Origin of the sequence: Streptomyces chisholmiae, assembly GCF_031845445.1 — a bacterium.
Classification (GTDB): Bacteria; Actinomycetota; Actinomycetes; order Streptomycetales; family Streptomycetaceae; genus Streptomyces; species Streptomyces chisholmiae.
This window is the reverse complement of sequence record NZ_JAVREO010000001.1, coordinates 248,793-271,691: the sequence shown is the minus strand read 5'-3', so window position 1 is coordinate 271,691 and position 22,899 is coordinate 248,793. Positions and strand designations below refer to the sequence as shown.

Annotated in this window: 21 protein-coding genes and 1 pseudogene; 17 read left to right on the top strand and 5 right to left on the bottom strand. The window is 73.4% G+C overall.

Features of this window, described 5'->3' with window-relative positions:
- Positions 1 to 38: 38 nt before the first annotated feature.
- Positions 39 to 1,574 carry a regulator gene (locus RM844_RS01180; protein WP_311663607.1) on the bottom strand — a complete coding sequence of 512 codons (1,536 nt, stop codon included), beginning with the start codon at positions 1,572 to 1,574 and terminating at the stop codon, positions 39 to 41.
- Between the two features lie 223 nt (positions 1,575 to 1,797).
- Between RM844_RS01180 and lipB the strand changes: the two genes are divergently transcribed.
- The 4 genes from lipB (at position 1,798) to RM844_RS01160 (ending at position 4,743) form a co-directional block, all read left to right on the top strand.
- Positions 1,798 to 2,577: a lipoyl(octanoyl) transferase LipB gene (lipB, locus tag RM844_RS01175; RefSeq protein ID WP_311663601.1), complete on the top strand. Its 780-nt coding sequence runs from the start codon at positions 1,798 to 1,800 to the stop codon at positions 2,575 to 2,577.
- Positions 2,578 to 2,649: 72 nt separating this feature from the next.
- The gene (gene lipA / locus RM844_RS01170; RefSeq protein WP_311663599.1) at positions 2,650 to 3,591 is read left to right on the top strand and encodes a lipoyl synthase; all 942 of its coding nucleotides are present in this window, start codon (positions 2,650 to 2,652) and stop codon (positions 3,589 to 3,591) included.
- Positions 3,592 to 3,756: 165 nt separating this feature from the next.
- A complete protein-coding gene (locus RM844_RS01165) occupies positions 3,757 to 3,984 on the top strand; it encodes a hypothetical protein (RefSeq protein ID WP_311663597.1) in 228 nt (75 codons plus the stop codon).
- 42 nt (positions 3,985 to 4,026) lie between these two features.
- Complete coding sequence (locus tag RM844_RS01160; protein ID WP_311663595.1) at positions 4,027 to 4,743, top strand: DUF4191 domain-containing protein; 717 nt, start codon at positions 4,027 to 4,029, stop codon at positions 4,741 to 4,743.
- Between the two features lie 624 nt (positions 4,744 to 5,367).
- Here RM844_RS01160 and RM844_RS01155 read toward each other — a convergent pair.
- Positions 5,368 to 5,832 (bottom strand): annotated as a pseudogene (locus tag RM844_RS01155) (RDD family protein); the annotation flags it as partial.
- Between the two features lie 198 nt (positions 5,833 to 6,030).
- On the opposite strand from RM844_RS01155, the gene glnA reads away from it, so the two are divergent.
- A complete protein-coding gene (gene glnA / locus RM844_RS01150; protein WP_311663593.1) occupies positions 6,031 to 7,446 on the top strand; it encodes a type I glutamate--ammonia ligase in 1,416 nt (471 codons plus the stop codon).
- Positions 7,447 to 7,627: 181 nt separating this feature from the next.
- Here glnA and RM844_RS01145 read toward each other — a convergent pair whose 3' ends face one another.
- Both RM844_RS01145 and RM844_RS01140 read right to left on the bottom strand, forming a co-directional pair.
- Positions 7,628 to 8,197 carry a hypothetical protein gene (locus RM844_RS01145; protein ID WP_311663591.1) on the bottom strand — a complete coding sequence of 190 codons (570 nt, stop codon included), beginning with the start codon at positions 8,195 to 8,197 and terminating at the stop codon, positions 7,628 to 7,630.
- A 39-nt stretch (positions 8,198 to 8,236) separates the two neighbouring features.
- Complete coding sequence (locus RM844_RS01140; RefSeq protein WP_311663589.1) at positions 8,237 to 9,148, bottom strand: transglutaminase-like domain-containing protein; 912 nt, start codon at positions 9,146 to 9,148, stop codon at positions 8,237 to 8,239.
- A 258-nt stretch (positions 9,149 to 9,406) separates the two neighbouring features.
- Here RM844_RS01140 and RM844_RS01135 point away from each other — a divergent pair, with 258 nt between their 5' ends.
- The 5 genes from RM844_RS01135 to RM844_RS01115 all read left to right on the top strand — a co-directional run bounded on the left by RM844_RS01135 (position 9,407) and on the right by RM844_RS01115 (position 13,892).
- Positions 9,407 to 10,234: an alpha/beta fold hydrolase gene (locus tag RM844_RS01135; protein ID WP_311663587.1), complete on the top strand. Its 828-nt coding sequence runs from the start codon at positions 9,407 to 9,409 to the stop codon at positions 10,232 to 10,234.
- Between the two features lie 208 nt (positions 10,235 to 10,442).
- Positions 10,443 to 11,567, top strand: coding sequence for a ribosome small subunit-dependent GTPase A (rsgA, locus tag RM844_RS01130; RefSeq protein ID WP_311663585.1), 1,125 nt, complete (start codon positions 10,443 to 10,445; stop codon positions 11,565 to 11,567).
- A 162-nt stretch (positions 11,568 to 11,729) separates the two neighbouring features.
- Positions 11,730 to 12,299 (top strand): hypothetical protein, encoded by a 570-nt coding sequence (locus RM844_RS01125; protein WP_311663583.1) that lies wholly within the window; start codon positions 11,730 to 11,732, stop codon positions 12,297 to 12,299.
- Between the two features lie 171 nt (positions 12,300 to 12,470).
- The gene (locus tag RM844_RS01120; RefSeq protein ID WP_311663581.1) at positions 12,471 to 13,076 is read left to right on the top strand and encodes a TetR/AcrR family transcriptional regulator; all 606 of its coding nucleotides are present in this window, start codon (positions 12,471 to 12,473) and stop codon (positions 13,074 to 13,076) included.
- A gap of 414 nt (positions 13,077 to 13,490) precedes the next feature.
- Positions 13,491 to 13,892 (top strand): DUF2795 domain-containing protein, encoded by a 402-nt coding sequence (locus tag RM844_RS01115; protein ID WP_311663579.1) that lies wholly within the window; start codon positions 13,491 to 13,493, stop codon positions 13,890 to 13,892.
- A gap of 161 nt (positions 13,893 to 14,053) precedes the next feature.
- Here RM844_RS01115 and RM844_RS01110 read toward each other — a convergent pair whose 3' ends face one another.
- Positions 14,054 to 14,944 carry a Gfo/Idh/MocA family protein gene (locus RM844_RS01110; protein ID WP_311663577.1) on the bottom strand — a complete coding sequence of 297 codons (891 nt, stop codon included), beginning with the start codon at positions 14,942 to 14,944 and terminating at the stop codon, positions 14,054 to 14,056.
- Positions 14,945 to 15,198: 254 nt separating this feature from the next.
- Here RM844_RS01110 and glnII point away from each other — a divergent pair, with 254 nt between their 5' ends.
- From glnII to RM844_RS01075, 7 genes are all read left to right on the top strand, one after another.
- On the top strand, positions 15,199 to 16,221 hold the full coding sequence (gene glnII, locus RM844_RS01105) for a glutamine synthetase (RefSeq protein ID WP_311663575.1): 1,023 nt from the start codon (positions 15,199 to 15,201) through the stop codon (positions 16,219 to 16,221).
- Between the two features lie 274 nt (positions 16,222 to 16,495).
- Entirely contained in the window at positions 16,496 to 17,794 is a 1,299-nt protein-coding gene (locus RM844_RS01100; protein ID WP_311663573.1) for a sensor histidine kinase, read from the top strand.
- Between the two features lie 5 nt (positions 17,795 to 17,799).
- Positions 17,800 to 18,435: a GrpB family protein gene (locus RM844_RS01095; protein WP_311663571.1), complete on the top strand. Its 636-nt coding sequence runs from the start codon at positions 17,800 to 17,802 to the stop codon at positions 18,433 to 18,435.
- 46 nt (positions 18,436 to 18,481) lie between these two features.
- On the top strand, positions 18,482 to 18,676 hold the full coding sequence (locus tag RM844_RS01090; protein ID WP_311663569.1) for a DUF397 domain-containing protein: 195 nt from the start codon (positions 18,482 to 18,484) through the stop codon (positions 18,674 to 18,676).
- A gap of 163 nt (positions 18,677 to 18,839) precedes the next feature.
- Positions 18,840 to 19,880, top strand: a complete 1,041-nt coding sequence (locus RM844_RS01085; protein ID WP_311663568.1) for a phosphatidylinositol-specific phospholipase C domain-containing protein — start codon at positions 18,840 to 18,842, stop codon at positions 19,878 to 19,880.
- Between the two features lie 155 nt (positions 19,881 to 20,035).
- Positions 20,036 to 20,683, top strand: a complete 648-nt coding sequence (locus RM844_RS01080; protein ID WP_311663566.1) for a response regulator transcription factor — start codon at positions 20,036 to 20,038, stop codon at positions 20,681 to 20,683.
- A 229-nt stretch (positions 20,684 to 20,912) separates the two neighbouring features.
- On the top strand, positions 20,913 to 22,889 hold the full coding sequence (locus RM844_RS01075; protein ID WP_311663564.1) for a hypothetical protein: 1,977 nt from the start codon (positions 20,913 to 20,915) through the stop codon (positions 22,887 to 22,889).
- Positions 22,890 to 22,899 lie beyond the last annotated feature (10 nt).

Below are 22,899 nucleotides of genomic sequence, written 5' to 3'. Positions count from 1 at the left end.
CCCCGGCCCCGGCCGGGGGCGGGCGCCGGGCCGGCCGGCTACCGCAGGACAGCCGTCTTCTCCCGGTAGGCGCGCACCGCGGCCGCGTCCCGGAACGGCTCCAACCTACGCTCGAACTCCTGGACGTACTCGTGGGCGCGGGCCGAGCGCATCTCGTTGGCCTGCTGGGCCGCCTCGGCGGCCAGCGTGCAGGCCTGCTCCACGTCGCCGAGTCCCAGCCTGGCCGAGGCCAGGACGACCCGGCAGAAGAGCCGGCTGCGGGCCTGCTCCGGGGCCCGCAGCTGGAGCGAACGCTCGGCGTGCCGGGCGGCGGCCCGGTACTGCTTGAGGTCGCGGTTGCAGTGGCCGAACTCGTCGGCCAGCTGCGCCTCGTCGAAGGACCGCGCCCAGGGCGGCACCTCCTCCCCCGGGCGGGCCGCCTCCAGGGCCCGCTCGGCTCTGGCCATCGCCGCGGTGCAGGATCTGACCTCGCCCAGCAGCCCGTGCCCACGCGCCTCCACCGCGTGCAGCAGCGCCTGGACCACGGGGGCCACCGAGCTGGCGATGCCCTGCTGGGCGACCCGCGCCAGCTGCACGGCCTCGCGGCCGTGGCCGAGGTAGACCGCCTGTCGACTCATCGACACCAGGACGAAGCTCCCGTAGCCCCGGTCCGCCGCCGCCTGGGCCAGCCGCAGTGCCTGCACGAAGTACCGCTGGGCCAGGCCGTGGGCGGCGATGTCGTAGGCCGTCCAGCCGGCGAGCCGGGTCAGCTCGGCGGCGGCGGCGAAGAGCCGGCGCCCGGTCTGCTCGCCGTAGCCGCCCCGCAGCATCGGCTCCAGCTCGTGCTCCAGATAGCGCACCAGCGCCTGCCGGGCGTGGCCGCCGCCGTACGCCTGGTCCAGACCCCGGAACAGCTCGGCCACCGAGCGCAGCGCGGCGATGTCGCCCGCCGTCACCCGCTGGCCCGGGCCGCGTTCCACCCGGTCGATGCGGCTCGGCCTGGGCATCCGGGGGTTGGCCCTGGCCGCGCCGAGCGGGCCGTGGCCGCGCAGCTGCTCGGGGACCCGAACGGGGGGTGGCGGCTCGCTGACCGCGCCGTCGGGGGCCTCCCCCCGGGCGACGCGCTCGTCGGGGCGGCCGATCAGCCAGTCCCGGCTCGGCACCACCAGGCCGGCCGGGGTGAACGCGATCTTGCGCAGCTCCGCGTAGCCGCCGGTGTCCTTGCGCCAGAGCCCGGCGACGATGTCCACCGCCTCCGCCGGGCTGCCGGCGAACTCCAGCCCGGCGTAGACCGGGGCGCAGGCCTCCAGGCCCAGGTCCTGCGCGGAGAGCCGCCGGCCGAGCCGACGGGTGAACACCTCGGCGATGAGCGCCGGGGTGGTGCCGCGCGGGCGCTGGCCGCGCAGCCATCGCGTCACCGATGTCTTGTCGTACCGGAGGTCGAGGCCGTGTTCGAGGCCAAGCTGATCGACGCGTCTGGCCAGCCCCGCGTGGGAGAAGCCGGCTTCGGCGATCAGGGCGGCCAGCTGTCGGTTGGGATTGCGCGGCGTGGCGGACTGCGGGGAGGCCGGGCCTCCGGGTCGTTCCGTAGACATCGGCGATGCGGTCTCCTGCCTTACGGCTGTGCGGCTGGAACGGCGTGAATGTAACGGTCCCGCCAGGTCGCAACGCCGCGAGAGCGGATGATTCATCCGTATGTGTGAGCCGGAGGCCACCCCCCTCGCCGTCCTCGGCCGGGCTTAGAGTTGGGGGTGGGACGCCAGTGCGTCTCACCGAATGCGTGTATGCCAAGCGCGTGTACCGAAAGCGAGAGTTGCAGTGGGCGAGCTGCGCTTTGTCCATCTGGGGTTCGGAGCCGAGGCGGTGGAGTACCACGCCGCCTGGCAGGAGCAGCGTCGGGTGCACACCGCTCGCTTCGCCGACGAGATCCCCGACACCTGTCTGCTCCTGGAGCACCAACCGGTCTACACGGCCGGCCGGCGCACGGAGGACAGTGAGCGCCCCCTGGACGGCACCCCGGTGGTCGACGTCGATCGCGGCGGCAAGATCACCTGGCACGGCCCGGGCCAGTTGGTCGGCTACCCGATCATGAAGCTGCCCCGTCCGGTCGACGTGGTGGCCCATGTGCGCCGACTGGAGGACGCGCTGATCAAGGTCTGCGCCGAGTTCGGTCTGGAGACGACCCGGGTCGAGGGCCGCAGCGGGGTGTGGGTGCTGGGCGACGAGGTGGCCGGCGCCGGGCTGGGCGGACTCTCGCTGGACTTCGACCCGCGCCGGCACGACGAGGAGTTCGACCCCCGGCTGAACGGCCCCGAGTACGCGCCGTCCAACGCCGGCCAGCGACACGAGGACCGCAAGCTGGCCGCGATCGGCATCCGGGTCGCCAAGGGCGTCACGATGCACGGCTTCTCGCTCAACTGCGATCCGGACAACACCTGGTTCGATCGGATCGTGCCCTGCGGGATCAGGGACGCCGGAGTGACCTCGCTCTCCCAGGAGTTGGGCCGCCAGGTCCCGGTCACCGAGGTGGTGCCCGTGGTGGAGAAGCACCTGAGCGCGATATGGGAGACGGCCACCCCGCTTCCGCGCGCCGTGTGACCGGGATCACCCACATATCCAGAGGCGTACGCTGTAGAACGCCAAAGAATCGAAAGTGGTAGGGAGCCGGACGTGTCCGCTGTCGCGCCTGACGGCCGCAAGATGCTGCGTCTTGAGGTCCGGAACAGTCAGACCCCGATCGAACGCAAGCCGGAGTGGATCAAGACCCGTGCCCGGATGGGCCCCGAGTACCAGGCGCTGACCGGCCTGGTGAAGCGCGAGGGCCTGCACACGGTCTGCCAGGAGGCCGGCTGCCCCAACATCTTCGAGTGCTGGGAGGACCGCGAGGCGACCTTCCTCATCGGCGGTGAACAGTGCACCCGGCGCTGCGACTTCTGCCAGATCGACACCGGCAAGCCCGCCGAGCTGGACCGGGACGAGCCGCGCCGGGTCGCCGACTCGGTGCGCCAGATGGGCCTGAAGTACGCCACGATCACCGGCGTGGCCCGGGACGACCTGGCCGACGGCGGCGCCTGGCTGTACGCGGAGACCGTCCGACAGATCCACCAGGTGCTCCCCGGCACCGGCGTCGAGCTGCTGATCCCCGACTTCAACGCGGTTCCCGAGCAGCTGGCCGAGGTGTTCTCGGCGCGCCCCGAGGTGCTGGCGCACAACGTGGAGACGGTGCCACGGATCTTCAAGCGCATCCGCCCCGGCTTCCGGTACGAGCGCTCGCTGCGGGTGCTGACCCTCTCCCGGGAGGCCGGCCTGGTCACCAAGTCCAACCTGATCCTGGGGCTCGGCGAGACCCGCGAGGAGGTCAGCCAGGCGCTGCGCGACCTGCACGAGGCCGGTTGCGAGCTGATCACCATCACCCAGTACCTGCGGCCCACGCCGCGCCACCACCCGGTGGAGCGCTGGGTGAAGCCGGCGGAGTTCGTCGAGCTGCAGCAGGAGGCCGAGGAGATCGGCTACGCCGGGGTGATGTCCGGGCCGCTGGTCCGTTCGTCCTACCGCGCCGGCCGGCTCTACCAGCAGGCCATGGAGCGGCGGGGCGCTTCGCGGGTGGCGTGACGGCGCCGGCTGTTGACCCCGGGGTCACCGGGTGGAAACACCGTTCGATAACGATATGGGGGAGCGTTGTCCGTGAACAGCCATGGTGGGCGTGCGGGGCGCGGCCAGCGGCACGGGGGTTCGCCGGGCCCGGTGGTGCCGTGGCCGCCCGGGAGGGATGCGGTGATGGGGCTGGTTCAGCTGGTGCACCGGGAGCGGTCCACCATGGGTCGCGCCCTGCGGGCCCTGGACGAACGACTACTGGCCGGCGGCCGGCGGACGGCGTTGGAGAACGCCTGGTCCGCGGTGCGGGAGGACCAGGAGCGGGCCGCCGCCCACCGGGAGGCCGAGCGCGCGCTGCGCGCGGTCGATGGCGGGAACCCGCCACCGGCCCGGCCCACCACCCGGGTCTGACCCGGGCGCCCGAGGGGCCGGCGGCGCCGTAGACTTGCCGGCATGGCGCGGAAGGAAAAAGAACAGGATTCCGAAAACCCAGGCCGGATGAAGCAGATCGGTCTGACCTACAAGATGGCCAAGCGGGTCGATCGTTGGATCGGTCTGTGGTTGATTCTGGTCTTCCTGGTCACCTTCGGGATCATTCTCGGCATCGGCATCCTCTGGGGACACCCGATCTATCTGGGCATCCTGGGCTTCCTGGTCGCGCTGCTGACCACCGCCATCGTCTTCGGCCGCCGGGCCGAGCGGGCGGCCTACAGCCAGATGGAGGGCCAGCCGGGCGCGGCGGCCGCCGCCCTGGAGAACATGCGGCGCGGGATCGTCTTCACCCCGGCGGTGGCGGTCAACCGGCAGCAGGACGTGGTGCACCGTGCGGTCGGCAAGTGCGGTGTCGTGCTGGTCGGCGAGGGCAACCCGAACCGGCTGAAGACCCTGATGGCCGCCGAGAAGCGCCGGATGAACCGGGTGGTCTCCGACGTTCCGGTCCACGACATCGTGGTCGGCAAGGGCGAGGGCCAGGTGGAGCTGAAGAACCTGCGCCGCACGATCGCGAAGTTCCGCAAGGAGCTGCCCGGTCCCCGGGTCACCGAGGTCAACGACCGGCTGCGGGCGATGGGCGATCTGCTGAGCAACATGCCGATCCCGAAGGGGCCGATGCCCAAGGGCGGCGGCGGGCGGATGAAGGGGATGAACCAGGCGCCCCGCCGCGGGCGCTGAGCCGCTTCGCGGGACACGAACGAAGCGCGGCCGAGGGGCCGGCGGGATCTCCCGCCGGCCCCTCGGCCGTTGTGGCGCCCGGCGGCCCGGGATGGGCGGCAGGCGTTCGCTGACGCCTGGCTCGTTCCGGGGTGGGGCCGGGCTCGGCGGGCGGCCAAAAGGTCAAGGAAGGTCAGGGAAGGTCAGGGAAGGTCAGGGAGCGGTTTCGGAAGCGAGCCGGCCCGATCGGGCAGAGCACGGGGCCTCGCCCGACCGTGTCACCGCCAGGCCGCGCGCCGGAACAGCCCGACCCGAGCCCCGCCCAAGCGTTACCGCCCGACCGCGCGCCGGGCCGGCCGGACCCGAGGGCCCGCCCCGCCGCCTACCGCCGGAACGTCCGGACCCCGAGGACCGCGCCCGGCCGCCTACCGCCGGAACGGTCGAACTCCGGGGCCGCGCCTCGCTGTGATACCGCCAGGCCGCGCCCTTGGTGCGGAACGGACCCGGAGCCCCGCCAGGCCGCGTACCGCCAAGGCGCGCGGCGGGACGAGCCGGTCAGCTGCTGGCGGGCGTCGATCCCGCCGCGGAGCCGGCCTCCGGCTCCGTCAAGGGCTTCGTCGAGGGCTCCGTCGCCGGCCGGCCGGTGATCCGCACCTGGACGGCGCCCGCCGCCCGGTCGTGCAGGCCGCGGCCGTCGCGGTCCCAGATCAGGGCCGGGATGGCCAACGCCAGCAGCAGGCAGCGGAGGGCCGCGCGCGGGAAGCTCAGCCGCTGGCCGCTGAGATGCACCAGGCGCAGCCCCAACAGCCGCTTGCCCGGGGTCATCCCCACCGTACCGACGGTGAGGACGCTCATCAGCGTGAAGACCAGCAGCGTCCAGTTGTTGGCGGTGCCGAGGTCGCCCTGGGCGAGCAGACCGTATGCGATCAGCGCGCAGAGCCCCCAGTCCACACAGATGGCGGCGACCCGCCGCCCGAACGGCGCGATCGAGCCGGGGCCCTCCTTGGGCAGCCCCAACCCCTCGCCCCGGTAACCGAAGTCGATCCCCATGTCCTCGGCCGCCGCGCGGGGGCCGGACAGCCACGAACCCATTGCCTGCCGGTTGTCCACCCCTCCACCGTAGCGCGGTCGCCGTCCCGGCGTGCCGCCGGCTATCCGGTGAGAAGTCCGGTTAACACTGGGGAAACAAGTGAGTCACGCCCGAGAAATGGCTGGTCCCTAGGGTCGGCCCCGGCAGGCCCACGCGAGGGGCCACTCCCGAGCTGCACATCCCCCGCCCTGCCGGGACGGGGCAAGGAGGACATCCGGATGTTCCGTAACGCCGACGAGATCAAGAAATACATCGCCGACAACGACGTCAAGTTCGTCGACGTCCGCTTCTGCGACCTGCCGGGCATCATGCAGCACGTCACCGTCCCGGCCGAGGCGTTCGACCCGACGGAGAACCTGATGTTCGACGGGTCCTCGATCCGCGGCTTCCAGGCCATCCACGAGTCCGACATGGCGCTGGTCGCCGATCTCTCCACCTCGCGGGTCGACCCGTTCCGCAAGGACAAGACGATCAACATCAACTTCTTCATCCACGACCCGATCACGGGCGAGGCGTACAGCCGCGACCCGCGGAACGTGGCGAAGAAGGCCGAGGCATACCTGGCCTCCTCCGGCATCGCCGACACCGCCTACTTCGGCCCCGAGGCCGAGTTCTACGTCTTCGACGACGTGCGGTTCGAGACCCGCTCCAACGCCGGCTACTACTACATCGACTCCGAGGCCGGCGCCTGGAACACCGGCGCCATCGAGGAGGGCGGCAACCGCGGTTACAAGGTCCGGTACAAGGGCGGCTACTTCCCGGCCCCGCCCGTGGACCACTTCGCCGACCTGCGGGCCGAGATCTCCCTCGAACTGGCCGCCGCCGGCCTTGAGGTGGAGCGCCAGCACCACGAGGTGGGCACCGCCGGCCAGGCCGAGATCAACTACAAGTTCAACACCCTGCTGGCCGCCGCCGACGACCTGATGCTCTTCAAGTACATCGTGAAGAACGTCGCCTGGCGCAACGGCAAGACCGCCACCTTCATGCCCAAGCCGATCTTCGGCGACAACGGCTCCGGGATGCACGTCCACCAGTCGCTGTGGCAGGGCGGCACCCCGCTCTTCTACGACGAGCAGGGCTACGCGGGCCTCTCGGACACCGCCCGCTACTACATCGGCGGCGTCCTCAAGCACGCCCCGTCGCTGCTGGCGTTCACCAACCCGACGGTGAACTCCTACCACCGCCTGGTGCCCGGCTTCGAGGCCCCGGTCAACATGGTCTACTCGCAGCGGAACCGCTCCGCCGCGATGCGCATCCCGATCACCGGGTCCAACCCGAAGGCCAAGCGCGTCGAGTTCCGGGCGCCCGACCCGTCCTCGAACCCGTACCTGGCGTTCTCCGCGCTGCTGCTGGCCGGTCTGGACGGCATCAAGAACAAGATCGAGCCGGCCGAGCCGATCGACAAGGACCTCTACGAGCTGGCCCCCGAGGAGCACGCCGGCGTGCAGCAGGTCCCGACCTCGCTGCCGGCGGTGCTGGAGGCCCTGGAGGCGGACAACGAGTACCTCCAGGCCGGCGGCGTCTTCACCTCGGACCTGATCGAGACCTGGATCGACTTCAAGCGGGAGAAGGAGATCGCCCCGATGCAGCTCCGGCCGCACCCGCACGAGTTCGAGCTGTACTTCGACGTGTGAGTCGACCCGCTGCCTCCCCGCAGCTCGGCGAGGGCCGCCATCCCGCGAACCGCGGGACGGCGGCCCTCGCCGCGTTCCCGCTCGTCCGGGTGGACACGTCCCGGCCCGTCGGGGCGGCGCGGGAACCGGGCGGCCGGGGCGCGGGTTGGCGCAGGTGTCTCGGGCCTGACGAGGAGCTTGGCTAACGCGCCGGCAGGTCGGATATCAGGGCGGCGAACCGGGCGGGGACCGCGTGGGCGGCCATGGCCAGGCGGAGCAGTGCGTGGTCCACGCCGTGGGTGGCGAGGTGGGCCAGGAGTGGCCGGTACCGGTCGGGGCGGTCGCGGAGGAACTCCGTGGGGAGGTGCAGCTCCAGCCGGACGCAGTGCACGCGGTGGGCGCCCACGGTCACCGGGACGTGGTGCCGCCAGGCGGCGTCCGCGCCGGGCCGTTCCACGGTGCTGACGCTGAAGCCGACGCCGCCCACCCGGTAGCAGGCGTAGTACTGGGCGGCGGCGGCCAGCCACACCGGTGGAGTGACGCAGGGGTGGCCGGCCAGCGCGGTGGCGACGGCGTGCACGTCGCCCCGGCCGGCGAGCAGCAGGTCGATGTCGCCGACCGGCAGGTCGACGCCCTGGAGGCGGGCTGCCGCGGTGCCGACGAGGCGGTGCGGTAACTCCGGGGCGACGGGCCGGATCAGGTCGAAGCCGGTGGTGAGGACCGCCGTTAGTTCGGCGAGGTCGCGCGGTGGGCGGGTCTCCGGTGCTGCCATGGTGTCAGGGTGCCAGCCGGGTCTGACAGTCCCACTCGGTCACGCCGGGCGGAGGGTGACCTGGCAGGAGCCGAGGAACGGGGCGTCGGAGCGGACGGTCGCGGGGGCGCGGAGCCCGTCGTGGCTGGTGTACAGCTCGCGGGCGGCGGTGAACGCGACGTCGGGGGCGGTGAGTTCGGCGACCCGGTCGTAGAGGGCGCGGGTGGCGTCGGTGAGGTCGGCGTCGTTGCTGGCGCCCTCGCCCCAGACGTCCCAGAGCAGCGGCTCGGTCTTGTTGAGCATCGCCAGGTCGAGCAGGAGCGCGCCGCAGACGAACCACTCCCCCACCAGGTCGGCGCCGGGGGTGCGGACGCCGAACCGGCCGGGGTCGGCGGTGCCGGCGCGGATGGCCTGCCAGGCGGTGCCGGCGAGCAGGAAGCGGTCCCGGGAGACGTCCAGCGGGTCGATGCCGGGCGGCGGGTCGGTGGCGACGTTGGGGTCGGCGAGCAGCCAGCCGCGGTGTGGGTCCCAGTACTCGGTGACCACGTGGTCGGCGTGGAAGCCGTCGTCCGAGAAGTAGTCGGCGAAGCCGTAGCGGAGTCGGGCCGGCACCCCGACATGGCGCAGGAACGAGCAGAGCAGCAGCGCGAAGTCGCGGCAGATGCCGACGAAACGGTCGTCCAGGGGGCGTTCCTCGGTCAATGGCGCGCTGTTCCGGTCGAGAACGATCCGCAGGATGTCGTCGAGGTAGCGGGTCTCGGCGTCGTGGTGGAGCCGGTCCTCGGGGATGGCGTACTTCAGGTGGTCGCCCTCCAGCCGGTGGATCACCAGCCCCCGGGCGAGCCGGGCCAGTTCGCCCACGTCGGTGGGCAACGCCGCGTAGGAGTCGACCAGTTGACCCGGGTCACTGTAGGCGCTCTGCGCGCGGTAGTACGCGGCGACCTCGGGTGCGAGCGGTGCGACGGTCGGCAAGGGAACTCCCGGGGGACGAGAACAGGCGAGCTATTCGGACACACGTTCGACCGCGTGCGACCGGCGCTCAGCCTGCCAATTCTCCCGGCCCCCTGTCCAGCGACTTCCGCGACCCGACGGGCCACATTACCGACCGGTTCGGCCGCTTTTGCACCGAATGGCGCATCGTCCTAGGTTCGAAGAAGCGGCCCCCACGCCGTCCACCGAGCGGCGCGCCCGGGCCGCCGAACCGCACGCTCGTGCCCCGAGGAGGCACCCATGAGCTTTGTGAGGACCCGCGACGGAGCGCACATCTACTACAAGGACTGGGGCATCGGCTCGCCCGTGGTCTTCTCGCACGGCTGGCCGCTCCAGGCGGACGTCTGGGACGACCAGCTCAACCTGGTCGCCGAGAACGGCTACCGGGCGATCGCCCACGACCGGCGGGGCCACGGCCGTTCCACCCAGACCTGGCACGGCAACAACATGGACACCTACGCCGACGACCTGGCCGAGCTGATCGAGCAGCTGGACCTGCGGGACATCACCCTGGTCGGCCACTCGACGGGCGGCGGCGAGGTGGCCCGGTACATCGGCCGGCACGGCACCGACCGGGTGGGCCGGGTGGTGCTGCTGAGCGCGGTGCCGCCGCTGATGCTGAAGACCCCGGAGAACCCCGAGGGCACCCCCATCGACGTCTTCGATCAGATCAGGGACGGTATCCGCAAGGAACGGTCGCAGTTCTACCTGGATCTGACCGAGACGTTCTTCGGCGCCAACCGGCCGGGCAACCAGGTCACCGACGGCAACAAGTACGCGTTCTGGCTGATGGCGATGCAACTGGGCGTCAAGGGCGCGCTGGACTGCGTGGCCGCGTTCTCGGAGACCGACTTCACCGAGGACCTGCGCCGCATCGACGTGCCGACGCTGGTGATCCACGGCGACGACGACCAGATCGTGCCGATCGACGCCGCCGGCCGCAAGTCGGCCGAGATCATCCCCGACGCGACCCTGCACGTCTATCCGGACGCGCCGCACGGGCTGGCCAACGTCCCGGGCTTCAAGGAGAAGTTCCACGAGGACCTGCTGGTCTTCCTGAAGCACTGACCGCAGGCGCCGCGGGCGGTCAGCGACCGGTGGTAGAGTAACCGGGCTCTGACCCGGCCCGTTGGCGGGCCCCGAGGACGGGAGGTGAGGACGATGGCTGTGGTGATGACGGCTGCCCTGAGCAGCGCCCGGATCGTTCTTGTCTCCCGGGTCCCGGTCTGACCGACGTCACATACGCGGGACCCCTTTCTCCAAGGGTCTGCCCCTCATGTCTTCTGCTGGTTCTTCTGCTGGTTCTTCTTCGAACTCTCCCTTCTTCTCCCCCGCCGCCGGCCCCGACCCCGCCGCCGGCGCGGCCACCGCGCTCGACGACCACGGCTGGGACGCCGACTGGGCGGCCGCGTTCGCCGAACACGTCGCGGACGGGCTGACCCCGGCCCGGGTGGTGCGGGTGGACCGTGGCCGGTGCGAGGTGGTGACCGGGCGCGGCCCGGTGCACGCCGACAGCACGGCCACTCCCGGCGCCTGCACCGGCGACTGGGTGGCGCTGCGGGACGGCGCCGAACCCCGGCTGGCGGCGCTGCTGCCGCGGCGCACCGCCATCGTGCGGGCGTCCGCCGCCCGGGACTCCCACGGCCAGGTGCTGGCCGCCAACGTCGACACCGTGGTCCTGGCGGTTTCGGCCGCCGGGGCGCTGGACGCCGGCCGGCTGGAGCGGCTGCTGGCGCTGGCCTGGGAGAGCGGCGCCCGTCCGGTGGTGGCGCTCACCAAGATCGACCAGGCCGCCGACCCCGGGGCGTCGCTGTCCGAGGCGGCGGCGCTGGCACCGGGCGCCGACGTGGTGGCCACCAGCGCGCTGACCGGCGAAGGGCTCGACGCCCTGACCGCCGCGCTCACCGGAACGGTGGTGCTGCTGGGCACCTCGGGCACCGGCAAGTCCACCCTGGGCAACGCCCTGTTGGGTGAGCCGGTGCTGGCCACCGGGGCGGTGCGGGCGAGCGACGGCAAGGGCCGACACACCACCGTGCGGCGGGAGTTGCTGCCGCTGCCGCACGGGGGCGTGCTGATCGACACCCCGGGCCTGCGTGGGGTCGGCCTGTTCGACGCGGCGGAGGGGCTGGAGCAGGTCTTCGCCGAGATCGAGGAGTTGGCCGCCGACTGCCGCTTCACCGACTGCGCCCACCAGGCGGAGCCGGGTTGCGCGGTTCTGGCCGCGATCGAGGCGGGCACGCTGCCGGCGCGGCGACTGGCCAGCTACCGCAAGCTGTTGCGGGAGAGCGCCTGGGCGGCGGCCAGGACCGACGCGCGGGTGCGGGCTGAACGCACCGACCGGCTCAAGGCGATCACCCGGCACCAGCGGGCGACCTACCGGTTCCGCGACCGGCAGCGCTGACCCCGCGCGGCTGATCCGGCGCGGCTGACCCCAGGTGGCTGGCCGCGCCCCGGTGACGGTGCGGGCGTCGGGCGCAACTGCCCGGCGCCCGCGCCGAGTCGGAGCGATTTCGTGACAGTCCTGGTGGGACAGCGGATGCCGTCGAGGCGTAATCTTGATTACATGATTACAGACAAGGGGCGGCAGGAGCTGCGCGGCTGGTTCGCCGGGCGGCTCCCGGAATCCTGGTTCACCGAACTGGTGGAGGTGTCGGCGGACCGTGAGGAGATCACGGTCATCGGCCGCATCGCGGAGCCGGAGCTGCCTCCCGGGGCGTCCATCACCGAGTACGAGGCGGCCTGCGAGGGGCGGATCACGGAGTTCCGTGAGCGCACCAGGGCGCAGCGGGTCGAGGTGGCGCGCGAGGCGCAGGTCCGGTTCCGGCGGCAGCTCTCCTGGGGGGCGCGCTGCGGCCACAGCCAGGAGATGTTCACCCATATCTCGGCGCCGGTCATGACCCGCCTCAAGCAGCCGGAGCGGCTGGTGCTCGACACCCTGATAGCGGGCGGGGTGGCGCGCAGCCGCAGCGACGCGCTCGCCTGGTGTGTGCGGCTGGTGGAGCGCAACTCGGACGCCTGGCTCGCCGATCTACGCGAGTCGCTGCACGAGGTGGAGCGGGTCCGCACCGAGGGGCCGGCACCGTCCACGGCCGACGGGCTGGAGGGCAGCGCGCTGGAAAAGACCGACCGCTGACAGGAGTTGGGGCGGGCGCGGCGCGAAAGCGGACCCGAGGGGGGTCAGGCCCCGCCCGCCCCAGGTGACGACGAGGGCGCCGGTATGGCGTACCTCACCATACGTATCCGCATGGTTTTAACTTTACGTTACCTTTCTCCCATGCCACAACAACGGGGAGCCCGACGCCGTTTGACGGCTGCGGACTGGGCAGAGGCGGCGCTCGCCGCGCTGCGGGACGAGGGCAGTCTGAGTGCCATCGCCATCGAACCGCTGGCCGCGCGGCTCGGCGCCACCAAGGGCAGTTTCTACTGGCACTTCACCAACCGCGACGCGCTGATCGACGCGGCGCTGGCCGACTGGGAGGCCCGCTCGACCCACCAGCTGACCGCGGCCCTGGCCGTCCACGAAGGTGAACCGGCGGCGCGGGCACGGGAGTTGCTCCGCACCATGACCGGGCTCGCGGAACGGGACGCCACCGAGCTGGCGTTGCTCGCCGAAGCCGGCCAACCCCGGGTGGCGGCCGTGCTGGAGCGGGTCATCACCCGCCGCCTCGACGCGCTGGCCGGCTGGCTGCGCGCGACGCTCGGGCTCAGCGCCGAGGAGGCCGGGGAACGCGCCCTGCGGCTCTACTGCGAGCAGCTGGGGCGGGCCCAGATCCTGCGCGCCATACCGGGGTTGCTCCCGGAGGCCGGCTGGGACGAGGAGCGGCGGCTGGACGCGGCGCTGGAGTCGCTGCTCGGCCCGGCGGCGGTCCGGGCACCGGTCGGCGGCGGCCGGCAGCCGGCGCGGTCCTGAGCGGACGGTAACCCTGGGTGGCCCCTGAGCGGACGGTGGCGCTGAGCGGACGGTAGCCCCGGGGGGAACGGTGGCCCCAGCCGCACCGCGGGCGTGACGAGTCGACGGGGTGACGGGGCGCGGAGGGCGCACCGGCCAGCACGGTCCTGCGCGGCCGGCCGGTGGGGCGGACCGGTGGCGGTGTCGGGAGGGCGCGAGCAGCACTCCGGGCGGGGCCCCTGATTTCCCCGGCCCGGAGCTTGTGCGTTTCCCTGTCCCAGGCCGCTCACCGACCCGGACTCTGCGAGTTCCCCGCCCCGTCGGACGGCAAACCCGCCCCCGGCGGGCCGGCCGTGCGGTGGGAGACCGCCGGCGCGGTGTGGGGAGCGCCCCGGCGGGTACCCGGGGCGCTCCCGAAGTCGTTAGGAGGAAGCCATGCAGCAGCGTGGTAGCGACCAGTACAGTCCGCGTCGCGACGACGAGATGAAGCATGAGCTTCAGGGCATGTTGCGCGGCGAACGCCCGTCGAGGGCCGAGGAGTGGCGGGACCCGGAGCCGGCGGCGGACGACGATCCGCAGCTGGCCGGCGGCCCGGTACGCCCCGGCGCCGGCGGCGCCGAACGCGAGCAGGACGACGAGGCGTTCCGCTTCGAGCTGGCCCGCTATCTGCGGCGGACCGACTTCCCCGCGGACCGCCCCGAGCTGTTGGCGGCGCTCGACGAGAACCACGCCCCGGAGCCCCTGGTCGAGACGGTGCGCGCGGACCTGCCGCCCGAGCACGCCTACCAGAACGTGCAGGAGGTGGCGGTGGCCCTCGGCCACCATCCCCGCGCCTGAGGCCCACGACCGGGACCCGCGTCTCGGCACCCGACCCGACGGCGCCCGTCCCACCCGCTCACGCGGGCGGCGGGCGCCGTCGCACGCCCCGGGGCGCGGCACCGTATACGTTCGGTGGGCGTTCGGTGGGGGCGACACCACCCGACGTGGCGTCGGGCGCGTCAGGCGTCCAGCGCCGCCTCGATCGCCGCCAGGATCTCCGTGACCCGCAGCCCGAAGTGGGCGTCGCACGGGTGCGCGGGGCCGCCGCCCGCCGCCTCGACCAGCGCGTCCACCGCCCGCTGGAACGGCCGGACGGCGCCGCCGTCGGCCCGCTCCGGCAGCGTCGAGACGCCGGCCGCGCCGCGCAGCTCGGCGGTGACGTTCGCCGCCTGCGGTGGCACGGTGTGGCTGAGGGTCAACGTGCTGGTGGCCCCGGTGGTGTGCCGGAGCGAAGCGTGCACCAGGTCGCCCGGCCCCCGGATCGCGCGGATCGCGGCCAGGTCAGCGACGTCGCCCAGCGGTGGCAGCAGCAGTGAGAGCGCGTGCGGCCCGACGTCCCAGAGCGCGCCGCGCTCCTGGCGCCAGACCGACTGGGAGTAAGGAGTGTCGGCGCCGCCGAAGACCGGCGAGAACCAGTCGGCCCGGCCGGTCAGCCAGCCGTCCGTGCCACTCTGCGCCGCCACCCAGGCCTCGGTCTCGGGCGCGAAGCGCAGCGTGCAGAAGACAACCGAGGCCCGGTCGTGCGCGGCGACCGCGTCGGCGACCTGCCGGGCGCCGGCCACCGTGGTGGCCACCGGCTTGTCGAGCAGCAGGTGACAGCCGGCCGCCGCGGCCCGGACCGCCAGCGGCGCCTGCACGTCGGGCGGCAGCGCGAAGGCCACCGCCTCGCACTCCGCGAAGAGCGCCTCCGGGCTGTCGTAGGGGTGGGTCCCCAGGGCCACCGCCAGTTCGGCCGCCGCCTCGGGGCGGCGTCCCCACACCCCGACCAGCTCCACCCCCGGGTGCTCCACCAGCGCCGGGCCCTGGGTTATGTGGGCCCAGGGGCCGGTGCCGAGCAGGCCGATCCTCATCCTCGAACGCCCTCTCCTCGCTCATGTCCCGTGCCGGCGAGACCGGCCGGCGAGCGGCCGGAAGCGCCGCCCCACCCTAGCCACGCCGCCCCGCACTTCCCCACGCGGGCCCCCGAAGACCTAGTTCACAGCGGCTTAACAAACGGGCAACTGAAGGGCAATCGCGGCTGGCGATGGTGTGCCCAGGGTGCGGAGCGCACGCGCCCGCGCAGCACCCGCGACGTACCCGCGATGACTTCTCAAGGAGCAGGACCGTGAGCTACAAGGCCGAGTACATCTGGATCGACGGCACGGAGCCGACCGCGAAGCTGCGCTCCAAGACCAAGATCATCGCGGACGGTGTCGAGCCGCCGGAGTGGGGCTTCGACGGGTCGAGCACCAACCAGGCCGAGGGCCACGCCTCGGACTGCGTGCTCAAGCCGGTCGCCAGCTACCCGGACCCGATCCGCGGCGGCGACCACAAGCTGGTGCTCTGCGAGGTCTACAACGTCGCTGACGACACCCCGCACGTCTCCAACACCCGTGCGCTGCTCCGCCCGTTGGCCGAGAAGTACGCCGGCCAGGAGCCGATCTTCGGCATCGAGCAGGAGTACACCTTCTTCAAGGGCTCCCGCCCGCTGGGCTTCCCGGAGAACGGTTTCCCCGCCCCGCAGGGCGGCTACTACTGCGGTGTCGGCGCCGACGAGATCTACGGCCGGGACATCGTGGAGGCGCACCTGGAGAACTGTCTCAAGGCGGGCCTCGGCATCTCCGGCATCAACGCCGAGGTGATGCCCGGCCAGTGGGAGTTCCAGGTCGGCCCGCTCTCCCCGCTGGAGGTCTCCGACCAGCTGTGGGTGGCCCGCTGGCTGCTCTACCGCACCGCCGAGGACTTCGGCGTCTCCGCCACCCTGGACCCCAAGCCGGCCAAGGGCGACTGGAACGGCGCCGGCGCGCACACCAACTTCTCCACCAAGGCGATGCGCGAGGGCTACGACGCGATCATCACCGCCTGTGACGCCCTCGGCAAGGAGGGCAAGCCGCTGGAGCACGTGCGCAACTACGGCACCGGCGTCGAGGACCGGCTGACCGGCGCGCACGAGACCGCCCCGTGGGACGAGTACAGCTACGGCGTCTCCAACCGCGGCGCCTCGGTCCGCATCCCGTGGCAGGTCGAGCGGGACAAGAAGGGCTACATCGAGGACCGCCGCCCCAACGCCAACTGCGACCCGTACGTGGTGACCCGCCTGCTGGTGGACACCTGCTGCGAGGAGCTGGCGAAGGCCGGCCTGGTCTGACCGCCCCCCGGCCGGGCCGCTCGCGCCCGGCCCCTTGAGGCCCCCTTGGCCCACGGCCGCAGCTCGGGTGTGGCACCGAGGGGACGTCGAAGGCGCCCGCCCCGCGGCGGGCGCCTTCGCCTTGTCCCGCCCGCGTGGGGCGCGCCGACGTACCGCCCGGGTGTAGCCAGCACCACCGACGCTCCGGGGCCTCCCCCCGTTACGCTCCCCTCCTGGACAGGCCAGACTCTGGGTACGGGGCGAGAGTGTGCGGATACGGAAAGGTCACGTGGACATGAACCGGGAACGGGTGCGGGGCGGCCTGCTGGCGGCGGCCCAGGGATCGCTGCTGATGTTGATGTCGGTGGGTGTCTCGCTGCTGCTGTTCGTGCTCTTCGTGGTCTCGCTCGCGCTGATCCCCCTCGGCGTGGGCCTGCTGGCGGTGCCGGTCCTGGTGGCGGCGATCCGGGCGCAGGCCAACCAGCGGCGGGAGTTCGCCGGCGCCTGGTACGGCATCGAGATCCCGGTCGCCTACCGGCCGCTCCCGCACGACCCACGCGGCGGCATCGCCGGCCAGGTGTACCGCGCGATCCAGCTGCTGAAGGACCCGGCGACCTGGCGGGACGTGCTGTGGCTGCTGCCCGACGCGGTGGTCGGCTTCCTGCTCGCGGTGCTGCCGCTCGGGCTGCTCAGCTACGGCCTGTGGGGCGTGGTGCTGGCGGCCGGCGTCTGGGTGCCGATCGTGGCCGCAGTGGACGTCTTCTGGTGGGGGTTCGTCCCGGTCAGCGGCTTCGGCACGGCGCTGCTCGCCGGGCTGCTCGGGCTGGTCTTCATCGGCGTCGGCCTGCGCTACAACCACCTGCTGATCCAGCTGCACTTCCACTTCACCCGGGTGCTGATCGGGGCGCCGGAGAAGCAGTTGCTGGCGCAGCGGGTGGCCAGGCTCCAGGAGACCCGGCACGACGCGCTGGACAACTCGGCGGCCGAGCTGCGCCGGATCGAGCGCGACCTGCACGACGGGGCGCAGGCCAGGCTGGTCGCGATGGGCATGAGCCTGGGCGCGGTCGAGGCGCTGATCGAGAAGGACCCGGACCAGGCCAAGCGGCTGCTCGCGCAGGCCAGGGCCAACTCGGCCGAGGCCCTGACCGAGCTGCGTGACCTGGTGCGCGGCATCCACCCGCCGGTGCTGGCCGAGCGGGGGCTCGGCGACGCGGCGCGGGCGCTGGCGCTGCGCATGCAGGTGCCGGTCGAGGTGGACGTGGAGCTGCCCGGCCGGCTGGACGAACCGGTCGAGTCCGCCGCCTACTTCGCGATCAGCGAGGTGCTCACCAACGCGGCCAAGCACGCCGAGGCCGAGCGGATCTGGCTGGACATCTACTACGACCGCAAGCAGCGCTCGCTGCAGATCGCGGTCACCGACAACGGCCGGGGCGGTGCCTCGCTGGAGGGCGGCAGCGGGCTGCGCGGGCTCCAGCGGCGGCTGGGCGCGTTCGACGGGGTGCTGGCGGTGAGCAGTCCGGAGGGCGGCCCGACGCTGGTCACCATCGAGATCCCGGGCGTGCTCTGCCACCCCCGCCAGGCCCGCGCCGAGTAGCCGCGGTGCCGTTCCCCGACGAGATCGCCCCCGTCGAGGTGCTGCCCCACCGGGCCCACTGGGCCGGGGACTTCGACCTGCTGGCCGCCGAACTGTCCGCCGCGCTGGGCCCGTTGGCGCTGGCCGTGGACCATGTCGGCTCCACCTCGGTGCCCGGGCTGGCCGCCAAGGACTGCGTGGACATCCAGGTGCGGGTCGCGGCCCCGCCCGAACCGGCGTCGCTGGCCCCGCCGTTGACGGCCCTGGGCTACCGGCTGCGGCCGGAGCCGTGGAACCGGAAGGAGCTGAGCGGTGGGGTGTCCTGCCGCAAGCTGGTCTTCGCCCCACCCGTGGGGGCGGCCGTCCGGCACAACGTCCACCTGCGCGCCCACGACGGGCCCAACGCCCGGTTCGCCCTGCTCTTCCGCGACCACCTGCGGGCGGACGCGGCGGCCCGGGACGCGTGGGGGGCGTTCAAGACCCGGCTGGTGCGGAGCGCCCCCGACCTGTTCGAGTACGGCCAGATCAAGGCGTCGGCCACCACGGTGCTGATGCTGGCCGCCGAACGCTGGGCGGCCGACACCGGCTGGCGCGTCCCCCCGCCGCCGGCCCGGCCCCCAACCGGCCCGGCCAGCGGGGGCGTTGGGCCGGGCACCGACTGACGGGGCGACGGGAAAGGCTGGGCTCCACACTCAAGGACTACGCTTCATGACCCACTGCGAACACCCGGTATCCGCGTGGCGCCGCAGCAGCTACAGCGGCCCCAACGGCGGCGAATGCCTGGAGGTCGCGGACGGCGTACCGGAAGTGGTCCCCGTCCGTGACAGCAAGAACACCCACGGCCCCACCCTGGCCTTCCCCACCGCCAGTTGGTCCGCCTTCGTCACACTGACCAAACGCTGACCCCCGGCCGCCGGGCGGCCAACGCGGGCGTCGCCATCGGATGTGTGGGGAGCGTTCGCCTCCGCATCATCGCTTGTGCATGACAACTCCCCTACGCTAGCGCGGGGTTGCGGGTGCTCCCGCGTCCCAGGACGCATCGGCAGGCGGCGGCGAGGGAGTTCGGATGCACAGGTCAAGGATGCGGTGGCTCGGCGGCGCGGCGGCCGTCGGCGGGGTCGGCGTGCTGGTGGTGGCCGGCGGGGCGCGGGCGGTCGAGTCGGGTCCAGCGGCCTACTCGGCGAGCACCTCCGTCGGGGTGCACAACGCCTATCTGCAGAGCGCGTTCCCCTACTTCGCCGACGCCCTGGACTCGGGCGCCGGCATGCTGGAGATCGACGTCTGGACCAACTTCTTCGGCTCCGGCTGGCGGGTCGGGCACGACAGCCCGTTCGTCAACCAGAACAACTGCGTGGGCGCCGGCAGCCCCGACGAGCTGCGGTCCGGCGACCGGGACCAGAGCCTGGCCGCCTGCCTGACCGACATCAGGACCTGGCACGACGCCAACCCCGGCCACCGGCCCATCCAGTTGAAGCTGGAGCTGAAGGACGGCTTCGCCGACAACCTGGGGCGCGGCCCGGCCGCGTTCGACGCGCTGGTGGAGCAGACGCTGGGGGACGCGGTGTTCCGCCCCGCCGACCTGACCGGCGGCCACGCGTCGTTGGACGCGGCGGTCACCGCGGACGGCTGGCCGTCCAGGGACGCGCTGGCCGGCAAGTTCCTGATCCACCTGATCCCGGGCACCGTCGAGCAGGGCAACCCGTTCGACAACCTGTGGACGGACGTCGAGTACGGCCGGCATCTGCGGGATCTGGCCGCCGCCGGCGAGCTGGGCTCGGCCACCGCCTTCCCGGCGGTGCTGCGCGCCGAGGCCGGCGGCGACCCGCGGGTCGGCCGCTACGAGGAGTCGATCCGCCCCTGGTTCGTGGTCTTCGACGGCGACGCCGACGTCTTCGTGGAGTCGGTGGACACCGGCTGGTACACCGACCGGAACTACCTGCTGGTGATGACCAACGCGCACAACGTCGCCCCGCCGATATCCGGCACCGACCCGACCGAGCGGGAGGCGCTGGACCGGGTGCGGCAGCTGGCCGACTCCGGCGCGGCGGTGGCCAGCTCGGACTGGACCGGGCTGCCCTCGGTGCTCGGCACCGTCCTCCCGCACTGAGCCGGGCCCACCGCCCCCGTCCGAGCCGCCCGGCGGCCCCGCGTGAGGGGCGCCGGCGGCGGCCGGGCGGCGGGACGGCATAGGGTGGCCCCCGTCGGGAGACGCTCAGAAGACGTCGTCGAGCATCCGGAAACATCCGGGAGACGGAGAGTTCCGTGCGGGTTGTTGTCGCCGAAGATCTGTTCCTCCTCAGGGACGGTCTGGTCCGGCTCTTGGAGGCCCACGACTTCCAGTTGGCCGCCGCCGTGGACAACGGGCCCGAACTGACCCGCGCGCTGGCCGAGTTGAAGCCGGACGTGGCCGTGGTCGACGTGCGGCTGCCGCCCTCGTTCACCGACGAGGGGCTCCAGTGCGCGCTCCAGGCCCGCCGCGAGCAGCCGGGCTTGCCGGTGCTGGTGCTCTCCCAGCACGTCGAGCAGCTCTACGCCAGGGAGTTGCTGGCCGACGGCAACGGGGGCGTGGGCTACCTGCTGAAGGACCGGGTCTTCGACGCCGACCAGTTCGTGGACGCGGTCCGCCGGGTCGCCAGCGGCGGCACCGCGATGGACCCGCAGGTCATCCAGCAACTGCTGGCGCAGCGCAGCAGCCAGGGGTCCCCGCTGGAGAAGCTCACCCCGCGCGAGGTGGAGGTGATCGAGCTGATGGCCCAGGGCCGGTCCAACGCGGCGATCGCCGAGCGGCTGGTGGTCACCGAGCGGGCGGTCGCCAAGCACACCTCCAACATCTTCGCCAAGCTGGGGTTGCCGCCGTCCGACGACGACAACCGCCGGGTCCTGGCGGTCCTCGCCTACCTGGAACGCTGACGCGGCCGCGTGCGCTGACCGCGCGGCGGCGGGGGCCGGCGCTGCCGCCGGCCGGACCGGGACGGCGGGCCCGGGCCACGGCCGGGCGGCCGCGGACGGCGGCGGCTGGCGTGGTCGTCCGCTCGCCCCCGGAGGGGATTCGTTTCCGCTGGGGTGCGGGCCGCCGGGCGGTCCGCGCGCGGTGCGCGTGGTGGCGTAACTCCCGGGTGGGCGGCTCGTTCTGCCGGTTGTGCCATCCAGTGACATCTCTCCCAGCGACACCCGCCGGGCCGCGCCCGCGCTGGCCATCGACCAGGCCGAGGCGGTGCTGGTCGAGCACTATCCCCGGCTGGTCAGGATCGGCTACCTGATCCTGCCGCAGTCCTTCGGCCGGCACCGGCGGGTGCTGGCCGCACACGCCCTGGTGCAGCGGGCGTTGCCACGCGGCCGGGCGGTCGACGAGGCGCCGCCGGTGCTGCCCGCGCAGCGGGACGGCTCCGGGGTCGCCGCCGCCCCGGTGAGCGAGGCCGGGTACGCGCTGCTGCGGCTGCGCGTGGTGCGCGCCGCGCTGGCCGCGCAGCGGCCGGTCCGGGTCGCCGGGCGCGAGGTGGGGTGGCTGCCGAGGGTGCCGCTGGCGCTGCCCAGGGTGTGGGGACTGCGGCTGTTCCCACGGGCCGGGGAGCCGGAGGAGGTGGCGTTGGACCAGCGGCTCGGCGTGCTCTCGGCCGCCGCCCGCGCGGCCTTCGCGCTGCGCCGGATCGACGGGTTGAGCCCGGCCGAGGTGCGGCTGCTGCTGGCCGGCGCCGGGGAGCCGGCGGAGCGGATCGAGGCGGCCCTGGCGGCGGCCGACGCGGTGGTCGGCGAGACCCCGCTGGTCGATCCGTGCACCCTCCAGGCCAGGCCGACGGACCTGTTGCGGCGCCGGCAGTACGCCAGGACGGCGCTGGTCGGCGCCGTCGCGGTGGCGGTCGCGGCGGGCGCGGTGACGCTGGTGCCGGGCGGCTGGGGTCCGGACGGGGCGGCCGCCCCGCCGTACAGCGAGAACGCGGCGGCCGAGGCGGCGTTGGACCCGGCGGGGTTGCGTCGGGTGCCGGCGGACGACTGGCTGGCGGCGCCACGGCTGGACTTCTCGGTCTGGCCGGCGCGTGGTGACGCGCTGGACGACACCGGTCTGCTGCGCCGGGCGCTGGCGGTCTGGGCCAGGCCGGGGGACGAGGTGACGGTCTCGGCGACGCCGGGGACCCAGACGGGTCCGCCGCCGGGGCCGGCGCAGCTGCTGTTCGCCGGGGAGAGCGGCGGGGCGTCGGTGGTGCTGCTGTACGACGGGCTGCGGCTGGTGCGGTACGCGGAGCCGAGCGGCGCCAGGGACGGCGCGGTGGTGCTGGATCTGGCGCGGGTCGACGGCGCCGGGCTGGCCGGCGCCTCGGCGGTGGTGGTGCAGCGCGGGGACGGCAACACCCGCTATCTGACGGCGCCCTGGGTGACCGGTGCGGCCTCGGTCGATCTGCTGGAGCCGCGGGAGCCGGCGGCCGAGCTGCCGGTCGACGAGCACGGTGTGACCGGCCCGGTGCACACGCCGGCGCAGGAGGGTGAGTGCCGGACGGTGCCGTCCCTTGAGCTGTCGGCCGAGGGCCTGGCGGGGCCGCTGCTGCTGACCGACCTGGGCGAGTTGGCGCCGGCGCAGCTGACGCACGGGGTGCCGGGGGTGGCGCGGGACGACGCGGCGCCGGCGGACTCGGGCGGTGCCCGGGCGGCCTGGGCGCCGCTCGCCTGCCAGCTGGCGGCGGTCGCGGGCGGCGGGGTGCGGTCGGTGAACGCCTGGGAGTTCGCCGAGCAGTCACTGCCCGAGCACGCCGGCACCGGGCGCTGGGTGTGTGGCCGGGCGGAGACCTGGCGGGGCGGCGGCGCCACGGCCTGGACGCACTTCGTCGACCCGTCGTTGGAGGGGTCGGGGGCCGCGGTGGTCACGGCGGCGGCCGAGGAGGACCCGGCCTGTGGGGAGCGGCGGCCCGAGGTGCTCAGCGGGGTGTTGTGGCGGTCGCCGGACGCGTCCTGGTATCTGCTGGCGGCCGGCAGCGAGCAGGTGACCGAGATCGCGGCGAGTGGCGGGGTCAGCGGCGAGGGCGCGGAGCGCACGCTGGCGCTGCCGGCCACGGAGGGCGCGCAGGCACGGCTGACCGGGTCACTGGCGGACGGCGGTGAGTTGCTGATGCTCGGCGGTGGGTGACGGCGGGCGG